We start from the raw sequence: 15,088 nt of genomic DNA, 5'->3' as shown, positions 1-15,088 counted from the left end.
AAAAAAAAAAGCGCGGTAAGCTCCGACCGGCCCCCAAAAAAATAATATATTTTTTGCGAGACCACGTAGGTAAGTAGCCCCCCCGCCCCCCCCCCCCCCCCCCGCCCCCCGCTCCTCGCTTGAACGGCAGATAAAACGCCATGACTTCGCTCTCCGCACGACTCGCCAACAATCAGCGCTTCAGCTTCGTCTCCGATGCTTACGCGGCCGACACGTTCTCGGTGGTGCGCATGCACGGGCGCGAGGCGATCTCGCAACTCTTTCGCTTCGAAGTGACGCTCGTCGCCGACGACGCCGCCATCGATCTGACGAAGATGTTGCAGAACAACGCGACCTTCAGCATCGGCGCACCCGATGACAGTTCGCGCACCACGCCATATTCCGGCATGCTCGCCGAGTTCGACCAGTTGCATCATGCGGGCGGCTACACGTTTTATCGCGCGGTGCTCGTGCCGCGTGCGTGGCGGCTTACGCTTACGCGCACCTGCGAGGTCTATCTGAACGAGCAGACCATCCCGCAGATTCTGGGCGGCGTGTTGCGCGACGCGCAGCTCACGGGCAACGCCGTCGATCTGAAGCTGACGGGCGAGTATCGTCCGCGCAGCTATGTGTGCCAGTTCCAGGAAAGCCACTTCGACTTCGTGTCGCGCTGGATGGAAAAGGAAGGCATGTACTACTACTTCGCGCAGAGCGGCGAGGCGGACACGTTGACCATCGTCGATGACCGCGCCATGCACGCCGCCGATGCGCTGCCGGTCAACTACCGCCCCGCCGACGAGCTGGATACGGGCGTCGCGCCGGACTCGGTGCAGAGCTTCGTGTGCCGCACGAAGCCGCTGCCCGCGAAGGTGGTGCTGCAGGACTACAACTATCGCAAGGCGTCGTTGCCGCTCGTCGCGCAGGCGGATGTATCCGCGCAAGGTTTCGGCGAAGCGATGTTCTACGGCGACAACTTCCGCGACGCCGACGAAGGCACGCGTTACGCGAAGCTGCGCGCAGAGGGGATTCTTTGCGGCGGCGTCCGATTTCATGGCCAGGCCACGGCGGTGGGATTGCGCAGCGGCTATTTCATGCAGATGTCGCATCACTATCGCGACGACTTCAACGGCCGCTATCTCGTGACCGAGATCACGCACGAAGGATCGCAGGCGGGCGCGCTGCTCGCGGGCATCAAGACGCCGTTTAGCGAAAACGGCGCGGCGCGTGAAGAGATCATCTACCGCAACACGTTTTCGGCGATCAAGGCGGACGTTCAGTATCGCGCGCCGCGCGACACGGCGCGGCCGACTATCGCGGGCACGCTGAACGCGACCGTCGATGCGGAGGGCAGCGGCGAATATGCCGAGCTCGACGAATACGGACAGTACACGGTGCAGTTGCCGTTCGACCGCACGGACAAGGCGGCGGCGAAAGGCTCGGCGCGCGTTCGCATGGCGACGCCTTATTCCGGCGATGGACACGGCATGCATTTTCCGCTGCTGAAGGGCGCGGAGGTGTTGCTTGCATTCAGCGACGGCGATCCGGATCAGCCGGTGATTGTCGGGACGGTGCCGAATTCGGTGAATTCGAGTGTGGTGAATCAGGGGAATCCGGCGATGAATCGAATGGTGACGAAGGGTGGAAACATCTTGGAGATGTCGGATAAGGATGGTGGCCAGACGATCCATCTTTTTTCGCCGAACGGCGCGACACATATTTTTATCGGCGCGCGCGACTAAGGCGCGATAGGCACGCGTTTCCACGCTCCTTTCATTGCATCGACAGCCACGCATCTGCGCTTTCAGGAGATAACAGTCATGAGCTTCACTCAGTTCACACTGGAAGACGTCAACACGATGACGGTCGGAACCACCAACAACCTCGCGGTCGGGGAAGTCAACTCCGCGTTTTGTACCGGCCAAACCGCACTCACAGCAACGACCAACAATTCGGTGACGCTCGGCACATATCTGGCTGCAGTGCTCGGCAACAACGTCACATGGACTTATGGGACCACGCTGGGCATGCAGGACGGTGCAACGGTCGATTTTAGCGACTCCACCTCCACGCAGGCACAAGGAACCGTAGCCCTCAAGGGCGGCATTCATCCTCTCGGCATGTCCGCACTCGCCATCCTCAAGGCCGCGATGACGGCGACCAAGGCGCTGATCGGCGTGACTGTCGCGATTAATCTCGTGTACGGCACCGCGCTCGGTGTGCTCGACGCCACCGACGTCAGCAAGGACAAGGTGAAACAGCAAGCGGCCGAGGCCGCGTCCATAGGCGTGAGCAATGCGCTGCTCACCGCGCTCCTGGTCGTCGTCGTCAAGCGACTCTCGACACTGTGCGAGGCGCTGCGCCAGACATCGACCCTGACCTTGGGACAGACCGGCGTGTCGCTCGGAACGGACTTTCTGCCAGCTTCCCAGAGCACGCTCGGAATGTCGCTTGCAGAAACCACGCTGACACGAACCACGCCGGCCGGCCAGAGTTCCATCTCATTGACGAATGCCACTGCGGGGTTCAAGCGCGTAGGCATCGACACAGGCTCGCTGAATTTCAGCGACGGCGCTTCGTCGCTCGACTTCACCGGGCCAGCAGGCGCATCTTCGTTGCTGATGGGCCCGGACCAGGCAACCCTGCGCGGCGGCGACAGCAGCGTGCTCGTTACGCCCGCTACGTTGACGGCGCAGGTCGGCGCGAGCGCTCTGAACATGACACCCGAAGATTTTCTCGTCGAGTCGTCGGGTTGCACACTCAACATGGCTCAGGAAGTGTTCGTCGCGTCCGCGCCCGGCGCCATGATGCTAATCAGCCCCGAGGCGATCGAGGCCGATTCCGCATTCATCAAGCTCGGCTAGGCGACGAACGATCATGAAAATCCTCAAACCAGATACCGCCGGACTCGTCTATCGCACGTTGCGTTTCAACGAGCGCGATCTACTTTCCATGGGCGTGCTCGTGATGTTCGCTCTCGATGCGCCGCACGATGGACCGCCACGTCTCGCCTCCGAACCGGACTTGTGGAAGGCAGGCGCCGGCGCGACGGGAGACGGCCCGCTCGATGCCGGCTTCCCGAAGCCATGCGGCGAATGGCTCGCTTATGGCGCAGCCCACGCGCCGGCAGGCGCGACCGCGACACTCGTCGAAACGACCGTGCAAGTAGGCGCTTCGCGAAAATCGCTCTTTGTGTATGGCGATCGCCGCTTCGGCCCGCTCGGAACGATCTCGGCCCCCGAGCCTTTCCACCGCATGCCGCTCGATGCCACGCGCGCGTTCGGCGGTCCTGAACACGCCGCCAATCCCGCCGGGCGCGGCGCGGTGTTCGCCGGCGACTCGGACCGCGTGTTACCTAACGTCGAGACGCCGGACGCGCTGATCGCCTCGCCCAGCGATGTCCGCGAACCCGCCGGATATTGGGCATTGCCCGCCACGTCGCCGCAACGGACCGCGTTGCTCGGCGCCTTCGATGACGACTGGCTCGCAAAGCAATGGCCGCATCTTCCGGCTGACACCCGGACCGATTACTTTTGCACGGCGCCGCACGACCAGCGTATCGCGGGATTCTGGCAAGGCGACGAGCGCATTGTTGTCGATTACATGCATCCCGATCAGCCGCATCTGGCGGCGCGCCTTCCGGCACTCAGAGCGCGCTGCTTCGTGACCCGTCGTATTGCTGGCGATATGCGCTTCGAGGAGTGCGCCGCGCGCCCGGAAACCGTCTGGATCCTGCCGGAGATCGGACAGGGCATCGTGTTATATCGCGCGGTTGCAGCGCTCGGCGATGAAGACGCGGACGACATCGCGCAGTTGATGGTCGACTTCGAGAGCATGACAAGCGCGCCGTTACCCGCCGAATACTATCGAGATCGCCTGCAAGCGCGGCTCAGTCTGACGCCTCCCGTGCCAGCCGCCGCAGTTGCGTTGCCCGCCCCTGCGGCGGCCGTCGCCACCCCGCCTGCCCTGAAAGCACCCGATGCACCTGATGCACCCGCCGTAGCGGGACCGAGCGATCCGGCTGCGTTCGCCGAACTCGAATCGCTCACCGCGCAGATCGAATCGACGACTCAGAATCTGTTGTCGAAGCACGGCATGCAAGCAAGCGAGCTCGAAGCACACTTACCGCAAGCGGGCACGCCGCCGTTCGACATCAAGTCGGGTGGCGATGCGGCATCCATGCAGCGTGACCTTCAATCGCTGACGCAAACGCTAGAAAGCAGCGCCGCTGATCTGATGAAGCGCTACGAACTCACGCCAGCCGATGTCGAGAAACTAACCGCACCCGTGCTCGGCGCGAACGGCGCCAGCGCGCCCGCCGACGCGGCGACGCTCGCCGGGCAGTTGCGCGCAGCGTTCGCGCAGACTCAACAGGCGCTCGCGGCGCGCGGCAGTTCGATCACCGGTCTTGCCGCACAGGTCACCGACCCTGAGACGGTCGCCGCACTGAACGAAGCGGCGAGCATCGACTTCGAGAGCATCGTGGGCGCGCTTTCGACCCTTGGCGCATCTCCGACCGCTGCTGCGCCCGCGACGCAACCGCCTGCGAGCGCCGTGCTCGGAGCGCCGCAGCCGTCTCTACCGCTACGGCTGAATCGCGACGATGTGATAGCGCGCGCCGCGGCTGGTCATTCGCTTGCCAGCCTGAATCTGAGCGGCCTCGATTTGTCAGGCGCGATGCTCGAGCGCGCCGACTTGCGCCTCGCCGTGCTCAACGACGTCCGTCTCACTGGCGCGCGGCTCTCCGGCACCGATCTGTCGGGCGCGATGCTCGCTGGCGCCGATCTCGTCGGGGCGCAACTGCACGACGCGAAGCTCGACAACGTCAGCGCCCGCAACGCCAACTTCGGCGGTGCGCAGTTGCAACGCGCGTCTCTAAGTGCGAGTGACTTCGCGGACGCGGACTTTTCGGCGGCGAATCTGGAGGGCGCGCAACTCGCCCGCGCCATCTTCAGCAACGCGAAGATGATGGGCGTGAAGGCGTCCAGATGCGGCGCGGCGAAAGCTAGTTTTTCGCGCGCGGTCCTTGCGGGCGCCGACTTCACCGGGGCAAATCTCGCGAACGCGGTATTCGATCATGCGTCAATCGCGGGCGCCAGTTTCGTCGATGCGGACTGCTCCGTTCTCCGTCTGTTCGGCACCCAGGGCGCGGGCGCGCGTTTCGACAACGCCAACCTATCGCAATCGCGCGCGGGCCTCGCCGCAAACCTCAGCGGCGCGAGTTTCGTGGGCGCGCGGCTGAACGCGGCCGTATGGCTTGACATTGACATATCTCAGGCAAACTTCGACCAAAGTGCGCTCGATCACGTGAATTTCAGCGGCGTCATAGCCCGTGGCGCGCGCTTCGTCAACGCGCGTGCGGTGTCTATCCGTCTGTCCAAGGCCGATTTGAGCGGTGCCGATTTCAGCCGCGCCAACCTGATGAACGCCAGCTTGCGACGCGCCCGCCTCGACGGCGTGCGCTTCGTCTCGAGCAATCTTTACGGTGCGCAATGCTACGGATCAACGATCGGCAACAGCGTGCTCGACGGCGCCAACGTGGATCGCACGCTGCTGCAGATTCCCGGCCGCGTGGAAGGTGAGGTGCGCTTATGAGCGCGCTTCCCGAACTCGTGCCGGGCGCGGCGCTGTCCAGAACCAGCCTGGCAGGCGCGGACCTCGCCGGGCGCGACCTAAGCGGCTGTCTGCTGGAGGGCGTCGATTTGCGCGGCGCCGACCTTTCGCGCACGAGGCTGAATGGGGCGCGCATCCGCCAATGCGATCTTTCGGGTGCGAATCTGAATGCCAGCGTTCTCGATGGTTCCCAATGGCACAACACGCAAGTTGCCGGTGCGAGTCTGCGTGAGACGCAAGCCACACGGGTGTTCTTTACGCGTGTCGGCTTCGGACGCACCGACTTTACGAGCGCGCAAATCGAGCGCGCGATGTTCGACGGCTGCGATTTGAGCGCCGCGACCTTCGCCGGCGCTCGCGTCTATCGCAGCGATGCGCTTGCCTGCAAGTTCGACGGCGCCGACTTCACCGACGCCGATCTCACGCGCTTTACGGCCCGCGACGCCGCGCTCGCGCGGGTAACGTTCTTGCGCACTGAACTCGTACAAGCTTTCTTTCTGAACGGCGATCTTGCCGGCCAGCGCTTCGACCAATGCAACCTCCATCAGTGCCAGTTCACGAATGCGAACCTTTCCGGCTCCGATTTCACCGGTGCAGAGCTCGTGCAGACGCGTTTTGATCGCGCGAAGCTCAACGCGGCGCGCTTTGCGGGCGCATCCGGCCGATACGCGCGCTTTGCGCAAGCCGACTTGTCCGGTGCCGATCTGACCGATGCCGAATTCGTCGTGGCCGATTTCAGCGGCGCGACGCTGACCGGGTCGCGCTGCGACGGCGCGAGTTGGACGCAGGCGGTCTTCACGCGCGCCATCTGGCAACGTTCGACGTTGACGGCGGCACGCTTCACGGACTGCGATCTGTCACACGTCGATCTGACGGAATCCGATTGCGCACGCGCGGATTTCGGCAATGCCGACTTCCATGCGCTGATCGACTCGCGTACGCATTGGGCGGGCGCGTCGCGCAACCACACACGTCCCACCGATCCGGTTCGGCTGCGCGCCGAAACCTGGGGTGTTTGACTTCTACTGTCTTGGAGCACGACATGGATACGCTGCCACTTACCCCTAACGACGTTCCCGTCGGCTGCGCGCCAGCAGTCAGCACGACCCTGCGTGCCGCCACGGTGACCGGTCGCGCAGGACCATGGTTTTTGCTCGACAGTCACGCCGAGCGTGCCTTGCAGGCTCAAAGCTGTCTGCTCGAACCGCAAGCGGGCGATCTCGTCCTCGTCTGCGGCGCGTTGCCCGCACAGGCTGCAGCCGACGGCGTGACGGCAACGACCACGGTGCCGTATCTCCTCGCGGTGCTGACCCGTGCCCAACCCGACGCCGGCACCATGATGCTGCCGGGCGGCGCAAGGATCGAATCCGCCGACGGCGACTTGCGGCTTTGTGCCACGCGTATCGCGCTGAACGGCGCGGAGGCCGTCGATGCCAGCACGCGCGCGTTCTCGCTCGACGCGGTTTCGACAGCGGTCACGAGCCACCAGGCCAGCGCGCGCATAGCGTCGCTCGACGCGGGTATCGAACGTCTTACGCTAGTCGCGCGCCATTTTCTCTCGACCGTCGGACGTGCCATCTTCCGTGCAAACGACAGTTCGCGATGGATTGAGGGTAACGACGAATTGCGTGCGGGCACGGCTCGCTGGCGCGTAAGCGGCGACGCGCACTTGCACACTCGCCACACGACCCTCGTCTCCGACGAGATGACGCGCATCGACGGCTCGAAGATAGAACTGGGCTGAGGCCCGGCCCCAGTCGACAAGACGCGACGAGACAATCGCACAAACGGAGGTATGCCGTGTTTGCAGTGACCATAGCTGCTGGCGAGATGATCGCCGAACCCGATGTCTGCCAAGTGCCGACGCCCGCTGGACCGGTACCGACGCCGTTTCCGAATATCGCCATGCCCATGATGGGCACGCCGACGGCCGAGACCGTGCTGATCTGCGGAGCGCCCGCACTCAATCTCGGCTCAGAGATTCCGTTGACCAATGGCGATCAGGCCGGCGTGGCAGGCGGCGTGGCCTCGGGCACGATCATGGGCCCGGCGCGCTTCACCGAGGGCAGCATGAAGGTAATGGTGGCCGGCAATCCCGCCGTTCGGCTTACTTCGCCGACGACGCAAAATCAAAGTAACGCCATCGGCGTCGTACTGGTGCCGAGCCAGCCTACCGTGATGATCATGAGCTGACCCCACGAGCCACACCGCCTCAAGCAACCACAACAACGACCATGCGCCACACCGCCCTCGCCCTTCTCCTCACCGCCTGCGCCACGCTTCCCGCCGCGGCCCAGCAACCCGCCGACGACAGCGCCGCCATCCGGCAAGTCGTCGATACCTACTTGCAGCCGCTGCTCTCGTCGCATCAGGCGGCGGGGGCGATCGTCGGCGTGTCGCTGCACGGCAAGCGTTACTACTACGCATACGGCTCGGCCAACGACAACGGCGCGCCCTTCACGGCCGATAGCATCGTCGAGATCGGCTCGTGCACGAAAGTCTTCACGACCACGCTCTTCGCGCTCGCCATCGGCCGGCATCAGATCGCTCCGGATTCGTCGATACAGCGCTACATGCCCAACGGCGTCACGCTGCAAAGCGCCGCGCAGAACGTCACGCCGATGCAGCTCGCCGACTTCACTTCCGGCATGCCCGACAATCCGCCCGACGCACCGCGCAATCTGCGTTATCGCGGTATCGACCACTACACATCGGCGGACTTCTTTCGCTGGGTATCGTCGTGGTCGCCGGACGGTCCCTTGCCCCGTCCCTACATGTATTCGAACGCAGGCGTCGGCGTGCTCGGCGTGACGCTCGTGCAGGCAACGGGGCGCGCGTGGGCCGATCAGCTATCGACGGATATCCTGCAACCGCTCGGCATGACGAGTTCGTTCTCGGGACCAGTCGACGTGCCAGGGCGCACGGCCGAAGGGCATCTTCGAGACGGGCAGCGCGCGCCGCAATGGCCGCTCTACGCGTGGTACGCGGCAGGCGCCATGCGCTCCACCGCCGCCGACATGTTGCGCTTCGGCGAGGCCAATCTCGGACACGGTGAAATAGACGGACGTCCGGTGCCCGCCGAACTGATCTCGGCGATGCACGCGGCTCAAGCGCCGCGCTACACGTTGCCGAACGGCATCGCGCAGCAAGGCATGGCGTGGGTCACGAACAACGGCAACGGCTCGCCCGGCTTGCATCCGGAAACTCTGAAGAACGGTGGAACGGCGGGATTCAGCTCGGTGATTCTCGTGAATCCGCACAAAGACGCGGCGATTTTTATCGCGGTCAATCAGGGCGAGACGCCGCCCGCGCCAGTGGCGATTGCCATCGGGCGGCATCTGCCTTGATGCGAAGCGCCGGAGTGGCGCATCGCATCACGCGTTTCTTTTCGGCGCTTTTACTTTGGAATACCCACGCGCTCGCACGTCGGCAAGCCGTTTTTCGGCACCTGGGTGTAGTGCATGACGTAGCCGTTCGCGAGCCCTTGCTTCGAGGCGAGCACGATCTGTCCCAACTGAGTCTTCGAGGCCAGCGTGGCCTTAGTCGGCTGCTGTTCGATGATCAGATTCTTGAGATCGGGATTCGCGCGCGCCGCGTCCTGACCGATGATCCGCCGGACATCCGACACGCTCGACCGATACCAGCCAATGAACGGGCGATACGAAGGCCCCGCATAGTGGCTGTCGATGATCATCCACGGATCGAGTTTGTCGAGCGCCTCCAGCACGTTGTCGTTCTGGAGGATGGACGCGAGATCGCCGCCAAGACGCGAACCCGGCTCGCCGATATGCGCCGGATCGTAGCGCCAGGCATCCGGTCCATTGCGCAAATCGGACCACTTCTTGCCGGTCCAGGTCACGACGTGCGTGAGGCCAATGGTGCTCGTCGGCGTAAAGGGAACCATCTTGCCTTTGACGATCGGCGACGCGGTGATATAGAGCAAGTCGCCCGGCAGCAGATACTGCGACGTGGTGTCGAAGTTGCCGCTGTTGATATCGAGCAGAACGCCCGCTTGCTTTGGTCCCGCCCAATCAGGCGTGCTGGTTGCGCCCGCGGGCGTCATGCACGCTTGCGTGGTCACGCCGGTTTCGACTTCCGTACTGCCCGTGAGCCCCGCGAAGTTGTAGACCCAAGACGTGAAGTCCGAGCAATCCACGCCATGCCACATGACCTCGGCAGGCTTGTAAGCCGGCGTGTTCGTGGCGGTGACACCGCTCGCCTGGATCTGCTGCGAACCGGTCGCGCTGCGTTGACCGGTGCAGGTCATGCCGTACTTTGGCGTCTTGGCGCCGCTCGCGCTCGCGGCCGCGCCCGACGTGCTGCCCGCCGACGAATTGCGGTACTTCGGATCGGTTCCGCCCGAATCGTCCGGCGGCAGCCAGCCCGGCACATGATGATGGCAATAGTTGATGTCCTGATCGACCCAGAAGTTTTCCACCGCCATCACGAGTTCGCGATAAAACGTGTCGGTATCGGTGCATCCTGAAGGCGCCTTGATCGCGCCGTACTGAGCGGCGAGCGGCCCCCAGCTACTGGCGGTCAGATAGGTCGCCCAATTGGTCTTGGTAAGACCGCCGGTGAGCTTTGCCTGCACGTCGTTCTGACGGCCCGCGAAGATCGCGGCGTTGTCCCTGAGCAAGGCGATGCGGTCGCCGCAAGTGGCCGCGCTGCCAATAGCCGTTTGCGCCGCGCCTGGCACGACCGGCGCGAACTGCGCCATCGACGTAATGCCCGAGCGGTTGCCCGCGCTGCCCGCATAAGTCGCGGCGCCTTGCGTGATCGTGCAGTTGCCGCCCGAGGGCGCGGCGACGGTGCCGTCATCGGCGATATCGCCCGAGCCTGCGTGACAGGACGCGAGCGTATCGCCATTGGCTGCCTGTGCGACGATGTTCTGCGTGCTGGTATCGATGGAAGAGCCATCCGTCGTGCGGCTTTGCGATTCGGCGCCGAGCGCGAGACTCATCTTCGCGCCATCCGTGACCGTTCCGGTCGTGCCTGCGGTGACGAGCGTCGGCGTGGTCTGCTGGACGTCGATGTCACCCGCGAACGCGTTCACGCGCGCGACTGCGGCGTTGATGTTGTCGGCGCTAAGGCCGCCGGCCGCGCGTGCATCGGCGACGATTGCGTTCGAATACGCCGAGACGACCATCTGCGAAGGCGCGTTGAGATACACGGCATCGATTTCGGTGGAAAGGCTCGTGTTGGTGCCGGTCGCTTCTTCCTGATAGCTGCCGCCCGTTACGCGCACGAAGAGCGGATATTGCAGGCTGCCCTTGAGCGCGAAAGTGCCGTCGTTGTTGGTCGTGGCAGTGGCGAGCGGCTTGTCGGAGACGGTGCCGTCGGCGGCGAGTTGATACACCGCCACTGCTGCGTTCGCAACAGGACCCATGTACACGCCACCTGAAGTGGACGGCGACGAGCTGCCGCCGCCGCATGCGGCGAGAGCGAGCGAGAGCGCGGCGCTTGCCGCGACAGTAAGAAGAACGGGCTTCACGATAACCTTGCAGAAAGGGAACTGAGCACCACGAAGACTGGCGCGTGACTGATGCCTTTACGGCATGTCACTAGCGTAGGTGAAGGCCGTCAACGGCAAATGGCCGATAAGCCTTACAAACCACGTCCATTTCCGAAGATTGAAGCGGTTAAGTGAAAGCGGTGCAAAGGGCGTTCGTCAATGGGCGAACGCCTGGGCGAGGGGGTTTGAACGGTAACTCTTGCTCAAGCTGCTGGCGACGACGCATTCACAAAGCCCCAAGAAGATACGTACTCGCACCAGTTGTGTGTGAGCAATCGACGCTTCTAAATTCCTGATGATCGGCTCATCTAATCGATTGTCACATTCTGTTGTCGTGCTTTCGGAACAACTGCGCGTGTCGTAGCCTGTTCGGCTCTTCAACTCTCATGGCGTAGGAGATCGTCAGGCGTTACGGCCAGTCATCGTCCTGCGTCGCACGGAAGACTTGAATGGAAGCACAAGCCAAGCCCACCAGCGCACTCGCGCGCTGGATCACCGGGCGTCAATCGTACTTTCTCAAAGTCGGCGGCGCGCCCGAGACGGATAACTTATCCATTTTCTCAGTCCATGCCGTCGAGCGGCTCGGCGAGCCCTACCGCATTACGCTCGAACTCACCGCCAAGACCGAACTCGCGCGCGCGGACTATCTCGGCAAGCGTGCCAAGTTCACGATCGAGCCGCCCGCCGATAGCGGCGAGCCGCGCATCTTCGACGGCTGCGTGACGCGCTTTACGCGGACCCGCAAGACTCGCGATTTCACTGCTTACCGCCTCATTGTCGAATCGACGCTGGCGCGTCTGAATCTCACTCAGGCGACGCGCATCTATCAAGACATGTCCGCGCCCGAGATCGTCATTGCAATACTCGAGCGTCACCAGTTTCTGCCGCACCAATAACCACGCTGAACAACGAGAACCACGAATCTACCGAGTTTCGTTATGACGCGCTCGGTCAGGTCATCGAGCAGACGGGGTTCGACGGGCGCAGCGTCGCCTATGCATGGGACGATGCCGGGCGGCTGGCGGCATCGACTGAAGCCGGCGTCGAGACGCGCTACGAGCGCGACCCGATCGGGCGGCTCACCGCGCGCACGATCGGCAAGCAAGCGACCGAGAGTTTTTACTACGACGCGCGCGGGCGGCTCGCGACCGCCACGGCCGCTGGCAGCACGACCCGCCTGCACTACGACGATGCGAACAACCTGATCGCCGAAGAGCAGCACGTTCGCCCGTATTACCGGGGCCAGTATTCGACCGTCACGCGCCACGTGTACGACGTGCTCGGCAATCGCACGAAGACCATCCTGCCGAATACACGCTCCATCGACTGGCTGCGTTATGGCTCGGGCCACGTCCACGGCGTCATGCTCGACGGCAAGCCGCTGATGGACTTCGAGCGCGACAAGCTGCATCGGGAAATCAAGCGCACGCACCGCAGCTTCACGCAGGCGCGCCAGTACGATCCGGTCGGACGGCTCGCACAGATGTCGGTGCGTCATGTGAGTTCAGTGAATTTGCTCGATGTGCTGGCCGAGCGCACCTATGGGTACAGCACGGCGGGCAACCTGACGCGCATCGAGGACCATGTGCGCGGGGTGACCGATTACACCTACGATCCGGTAGGCCGGCTGCTCAAGTCGGCGACGCCCGACCTGACCGAAATCTTTGCGTTCGATCCGGCGGGCAATCCGGTCGATGCCAACAAGGTTCCACCGCGCCCGGCGATCGAGACGGCCGAAGCGCGTGCCGCGCGCCATGCCCGGGAGGATGAAGAAGACGCGGCATTGACACGCGCCGGCCGAAGCGTGCCAATGCGCTGGCGCAGCTCGGAGGACACGAGCAACTTCGGGGCGTGGTGGAGGTCGCTGCCCAAGTGCATCGGCAACGTACTGAGGGAATTGGACTCGACGAGCTACGACTACGACGAGCGCGGCAATCTGATCACGAAATCGGGCGGCGCTCACGCGCCGTGGCGATACCGATATGACGAACAAAACCGGCTAATAGAGGCCAGCCGCTATGCGCGACCGCCCGCGCCGTGGGAACGCAGCCACCATGCGCCACGGGACGACAGCCCGCTCAAGCCCGAACTCGTGGTTCGGTTCTCCTACGACGCGTTTGGCCGGCGCATTGCCAAGGACGTCCAGCGCGCAAGCGGCCCCGCCGAACTGACGGTCTTCACGTGGGATGGCGACGTGCTCCTGATGGAAGAGCGCTTCGAGGCGTTGCCGCGTGAACGCGGCTTCGAGCGCAGATCGGAGAATGCGCGGTACGCGATGGTGCGGGAGGATGCGCAGGACGCGTACTCGCTACCGGTCGCGCAGCGCATGCACACGCTCGACGCGGAGTACCAGTGGACGCGCGCCTCGCTCTATCTGCATGAGCCGGGGACGTTCGTGCCGCTGGCGCGGCTTGATGAGAAACTGGTCGAACCGGCGTTCCTTGCCACTGGCACGGACGGGCGTTTTGTGCAGGTGCCCGCGAAGTCGACGCATGCGACGGTGTTCTATCAGAACGATCATCTGGGCACACCGCAGGAGTTGCTCGATGAGTCTGGCAAGGTGGTTTGGCTTGCGCGCTATAAGGCGTGGGGCGGGCGAAAGGATGCGCCCTATGGTAAGGAAGACCCGGCTGAGACGGATAACGCGATCCGGTTTCAGGGGCAGTATGTCGATGAGGAATCGGGGCTGCACTACAATCGAAACCGTTACTACGATCCGGCGACGGGACGGTTTATCAGCAAGGACCCGATTGGGCTGGCGGGTGGCGTCAACCTGTATGCATATGCACCTAACCCAGTTGGGTGGGTCGATCCGTTGGGTCTAAGCTGCTGCAATTGCCTCTACCGAGGCGTTAGCGCGAAACACCCTGCGATCGAAGATGCAAAGCAGGGAATCGTTAGCCCAGCAAATCCGGCTGCAAATCTAACGCCGGAACAACACGCTGAAGGTGGACTGACGGGGCAGAGTCAGTATGTCTCATGGACGAAGAACAAAGACATCGCACTCGATCACGCAAATAAAGATGGACCCGGCGGCGTTTTATTGAGCGTACCTGTTGGACCACCGGGACCAGGTGACACTTGGAGTTGGGGCTGGACTCACCTTAACCAGTGGGGAGAACCTGAAATGCTGCAAGAGGGAACAAGAACGGGAGTTAACGTTTCACGAGGAGGATGCAAATGAGCAATAGTCTCTCGTACTTAAACAACCTGCTTGATCGGCGGCCCAATGCATTTTGGACCGGTGAGCTACGTGCTGTATTGCGATCGTCCGAACTGAAAGCGAGCCAAATCCAAACTCAACACTGCACGGTTCATTTCGCCCTTAGTCAGGCAAAGCGGCGCTTGGAAAGCTCCAAGCGGTTGAAAAAAACGACGTTCGGAATCGAGAGCCTGATTTCCGATCTTGGCCAGTTGGGCGAAGAAGAAACGTTGGACTTTTACGTCATTTCGACGTCGCAGTACCTTGGCACGTGCTACGTCGCTGCGGATCGGCTCGTTGGGTGCGAGTTTGTTGTAAAAGCAGGCACCGAGACAAAGCCGGGCTTGTGGGTAGAGGGTAAGCGTATAACCTAGTTTCCCCGTGATACGCGCCTAATCCGGTGCAGTGGGTTGACCCGCTGGGGCTCGCTGAATACGACATTTGGGCCAGTAATTCGATCACGAGACGGGGCTGCACTACAATCGAAACCGTTACTACGATCCGAGCAGTGGAAGATTCATCAGCAAGGACCCGATTGGGTTGGCCGGTGGACTGAATCCGTATCAGTACGCGCCGAATCCGGTGCACTGGGTTGATCCGCTGGGGCTGCAAAAAATGGAGGGAATTTGCCCTCTATGTCGCCAGCAGCAAAAGTGCCCTGTGCATTCCGTGATTGACGAAACGCCCAACGGCAAAGGGAACATAACTAGCCAATATGTTTTGACATCAGACCAATTGCTTGATGCTGGATCTGAGTTTTTGGGCGCGGGCGCCACAGAGAT

10 protein-coding genes and 2 pseudogenes are annotated in these 15,088 nt (G+C 62.9%); 11 read left to right on the top strand and 1 reads right to left on the bottom strand.

Annotated elements, in window-relative coordinates:
- The first annotated feature begins 140 nt into the window (after positions 1 to 140).
- The 7 genes from NCR40_RS30710 to NCR40_RS30680 all read left to right on the top strand — a co-directional run bounded on the left by NCR40_RS30710 (position 141) and on the right by NCR40_RS30680 (position 8,936).
- Positions 141 to 1,718, top strand: a complete 1,578-nt coding sequence (locus tag NCR40_RS30710) for a type VI secretion system Vgr family protein (protein ID WP_250511754.1) — start codon at positions 141 to 143, stop codon at positions 1,716 to 1,718.
- A 78-nt stretch (positions 1,719 to 1,796) separates the two neighbouring features.
- On the top strand, positions 1,797 to 2,840 hold the full coding sequence (locus NCR40_RS30705; RefSeq protein ID WP_250469934.1) for a hypothetical protein: 1,044 nt from the start codon (positions 1,797 to 1,799) through the stop codon (positions 2,838 to 2,840).
- A gap of 13 nt (positions 2,841 to 2,853) precedes the next feature.
- Positions 2,854 to 5,571 carry a DUF2169 family type VI secretion system accessory protein gene (locus NCR40_RS30700; RefSeq protein ID WP_250511753.1) on the top strand — a complete coding sequence of 906 codons (2,718 nt, stop codon included), beginning with the start codon at positions 2,854 to 2,856 and terminating at the stop codon, positions 5,569 to 5,571.
- Positions 5,568 to 6,608 (top strand): pentapeptide repeat-containing protein, encoded by a 1,041-nt coding sequence (locus NCR40_RS30695; protein WP_250511752.1) that lies wholly within the window; start codon positions 5,568 to 5,570, stop codon positions 6,606 to 6,608. The genes NCR40_RS30700 and NCR40_RS30695 overlap by 4 nt, the downstream gene beginning before the upstream one ends.
- A gap of 23 nt (positions 6,609 to 6,631) precedes the next feature.
- Positions 6,632 to 7,333 carry a DUF3540 domain-containing protein gene (locus NCR40_RS30690; RefSeq protein WP_250511751.1) on the top strand — a complete coding sequence of 234 codons (702 nt, stop codon included), beginning with the start codon at positions 6,632 to 6,634 and terminating at the stop codon, positions 7,331 to 7,333.
- 56 nt (positions 7,334 to 7,389) lie between these two features.
- Complete coding sequence (locus NCR40_RS30685) at positions 7,390 to 7,782, top strand: DUF4150 domain-containing protein (RefSeq protein ID WP_250511750.1); 393 nt, start codon at positions 7,390 to 7,392, stop codon at positions 7,780 to 7,782.
- Between the two features lie 41 nt (positions 7,783 to 7,823).
- Entirely contained in the window at positions 7,824 to 8,936 is a 1,113-nt protein-coding gene (locus NCR40_RS30680; protein ID WP_250511749.1) for a serine hydrolase domain-containing protein, read from the top strand.
- Between the two features lie 50 nt (positions 8,937 to 8,986).
- Here the strand turns inward: NCR40_RS30680 and NCR40_RS30675 are convergent, their stop codons facing one another.
- A complete protein-coding gene (locus NCR40_RS30675) occupies positions 8,987 to 10,978 on the bottom strand; it encodes a hypothetical protein (RefSeq protein WP_284507922.1) in 1,992 nt (663 codons plus the stop codon).
- Positions 10,979 to 11,553: 575 nt separating this feature from the next.
- On the opposite strand from NCR40_RS30675, the gene NCR40_RS30670 reads away from it, so the two are divergent.
- The 4 genes and pseudogenes from NCR40_RS30670 to NCR40_RS30655 all read left to right on the top strand — a co-directional run.
- Complete coding sequence (locus tag NCR40_RS30670) at positions 11,554 to 12,000, top strand: contractile injection system protein, VgrG/Pvc8 family (protein WP_250511747.1); 447 nt, start codon at positions 11,554 to 11,556, stop codon at positions 11,998 to 12,000.
- A 188-nt stretch (positions 12,001 to 12,188) separates the two neighbouring features.
- A pseudogene (locus tag NCR40_RS30665) lies at positions 12,189 to 13,929 on the top strand (RHS repeat-associated core domain-containing protein); the annotation flags it as partial.
- A gap of 355 nt (positions 13,930 to 14,284) precedes the next feature.
- A complete protein-coding gene (locus NCR40_RS30660) occupies positions 14,285 to 14,680 on the top strand; it encodes a hypothetical protein (protein ID WP_250511746.1) in 396 nt (131 codons plus the stop codon).
- Between the two features lie 82 nt (positions 14,681 to 14,762).
- Positions 14,763 to 14,919 (top strand): annotated as a pseudogene (locus NCR40_RS30655) (RHS repeat-associated core domain-containing protein); the annotation flags it as partial.
- Positions 14,920 to 15,088: the final 169 nt, after the last annotated feature.

Source organism: Caballeronia sp. GACF4, from assembly GCF_023631025.1.
Lineage (GTDB): Bacteria > Pseudomonadota > Gammaproteobacteria > Burkholderiales > Burkholderiaceae > Caballeronia.
This window is presented reverse-complemented; position numbering and strand designations above follow the sequence as displayed.

What these genes read in the sequence shown, in the direction of transcription:
- NCR40_RS30680 (WP_250511749.1), top strand. Translation starts at nt 7,824, where the DNA reads ATGCGCCACACCGCCCTCGCCCTTCTCCTCACCGCCTGCGCCACGCTT.
- NCR40_RS30675 (WP_284507922.1), bottom strand. Translation starts at nt 10,978, where the DNA reads ATGGGTCCTGTTGCGAACGCAGCAGTGGCGGTGTATCAACTCGCCGCC.
- NCR40_RS30695 (WP_250511752.1), top strand. Translation starts at nt 5,568, where the DNA reads ATGAGCGCGCTTCCCGAACTCGTGCCGGGCGCGGCGCTGTCCAGAACC.
- NCR40_RS30710 (WP_250511754.1), top strand. Translation starts at nt 141, where the DNA reads ATGACTTCGCTCTCCGCACGACTCGCCAACAATCAGCGCTTCAGCTTC.
- NCR40_RS30690 (WP_250511751.1), top strand. Translation starts at nt 6,632, where the DNA reads ATGGATACGCTGCCACTTACCCCTAACGACGTTCCCGTCGGCTGCGCG.
- NCR40_RS30705 (WP_250469934.1), top strand. Translation starts at nt 1,797, where the DNA reads ATGAGCTTCACTCAGTTCACACTGGAAGACGTCAACACGATGACGGTC.
- NCR40_RS30660 (WP_250511746.1), top strand. Translation starts at nt 14,285, where the DNA reads ATGAGCAATAGTCTCTCGTACTTAAACAACCTGCTTGATCGGCGGCCC.
- NCR40_RS30700 (WP_250511753.1), top strand. Translation starts at nt 2,854, where the DNA reads ATGAAAATCCTCAAACCAGATACCGCCGGACTCGTCTATCGCACGTTG.
- NCR40_RS30670 (WP_250511747.1), top strand. Translation starts at nt 11,554, where the DNA reads ATGGAAGCACAAGCCAAGCCCACCAGCGCACTCGCGCGCTGGATCACC.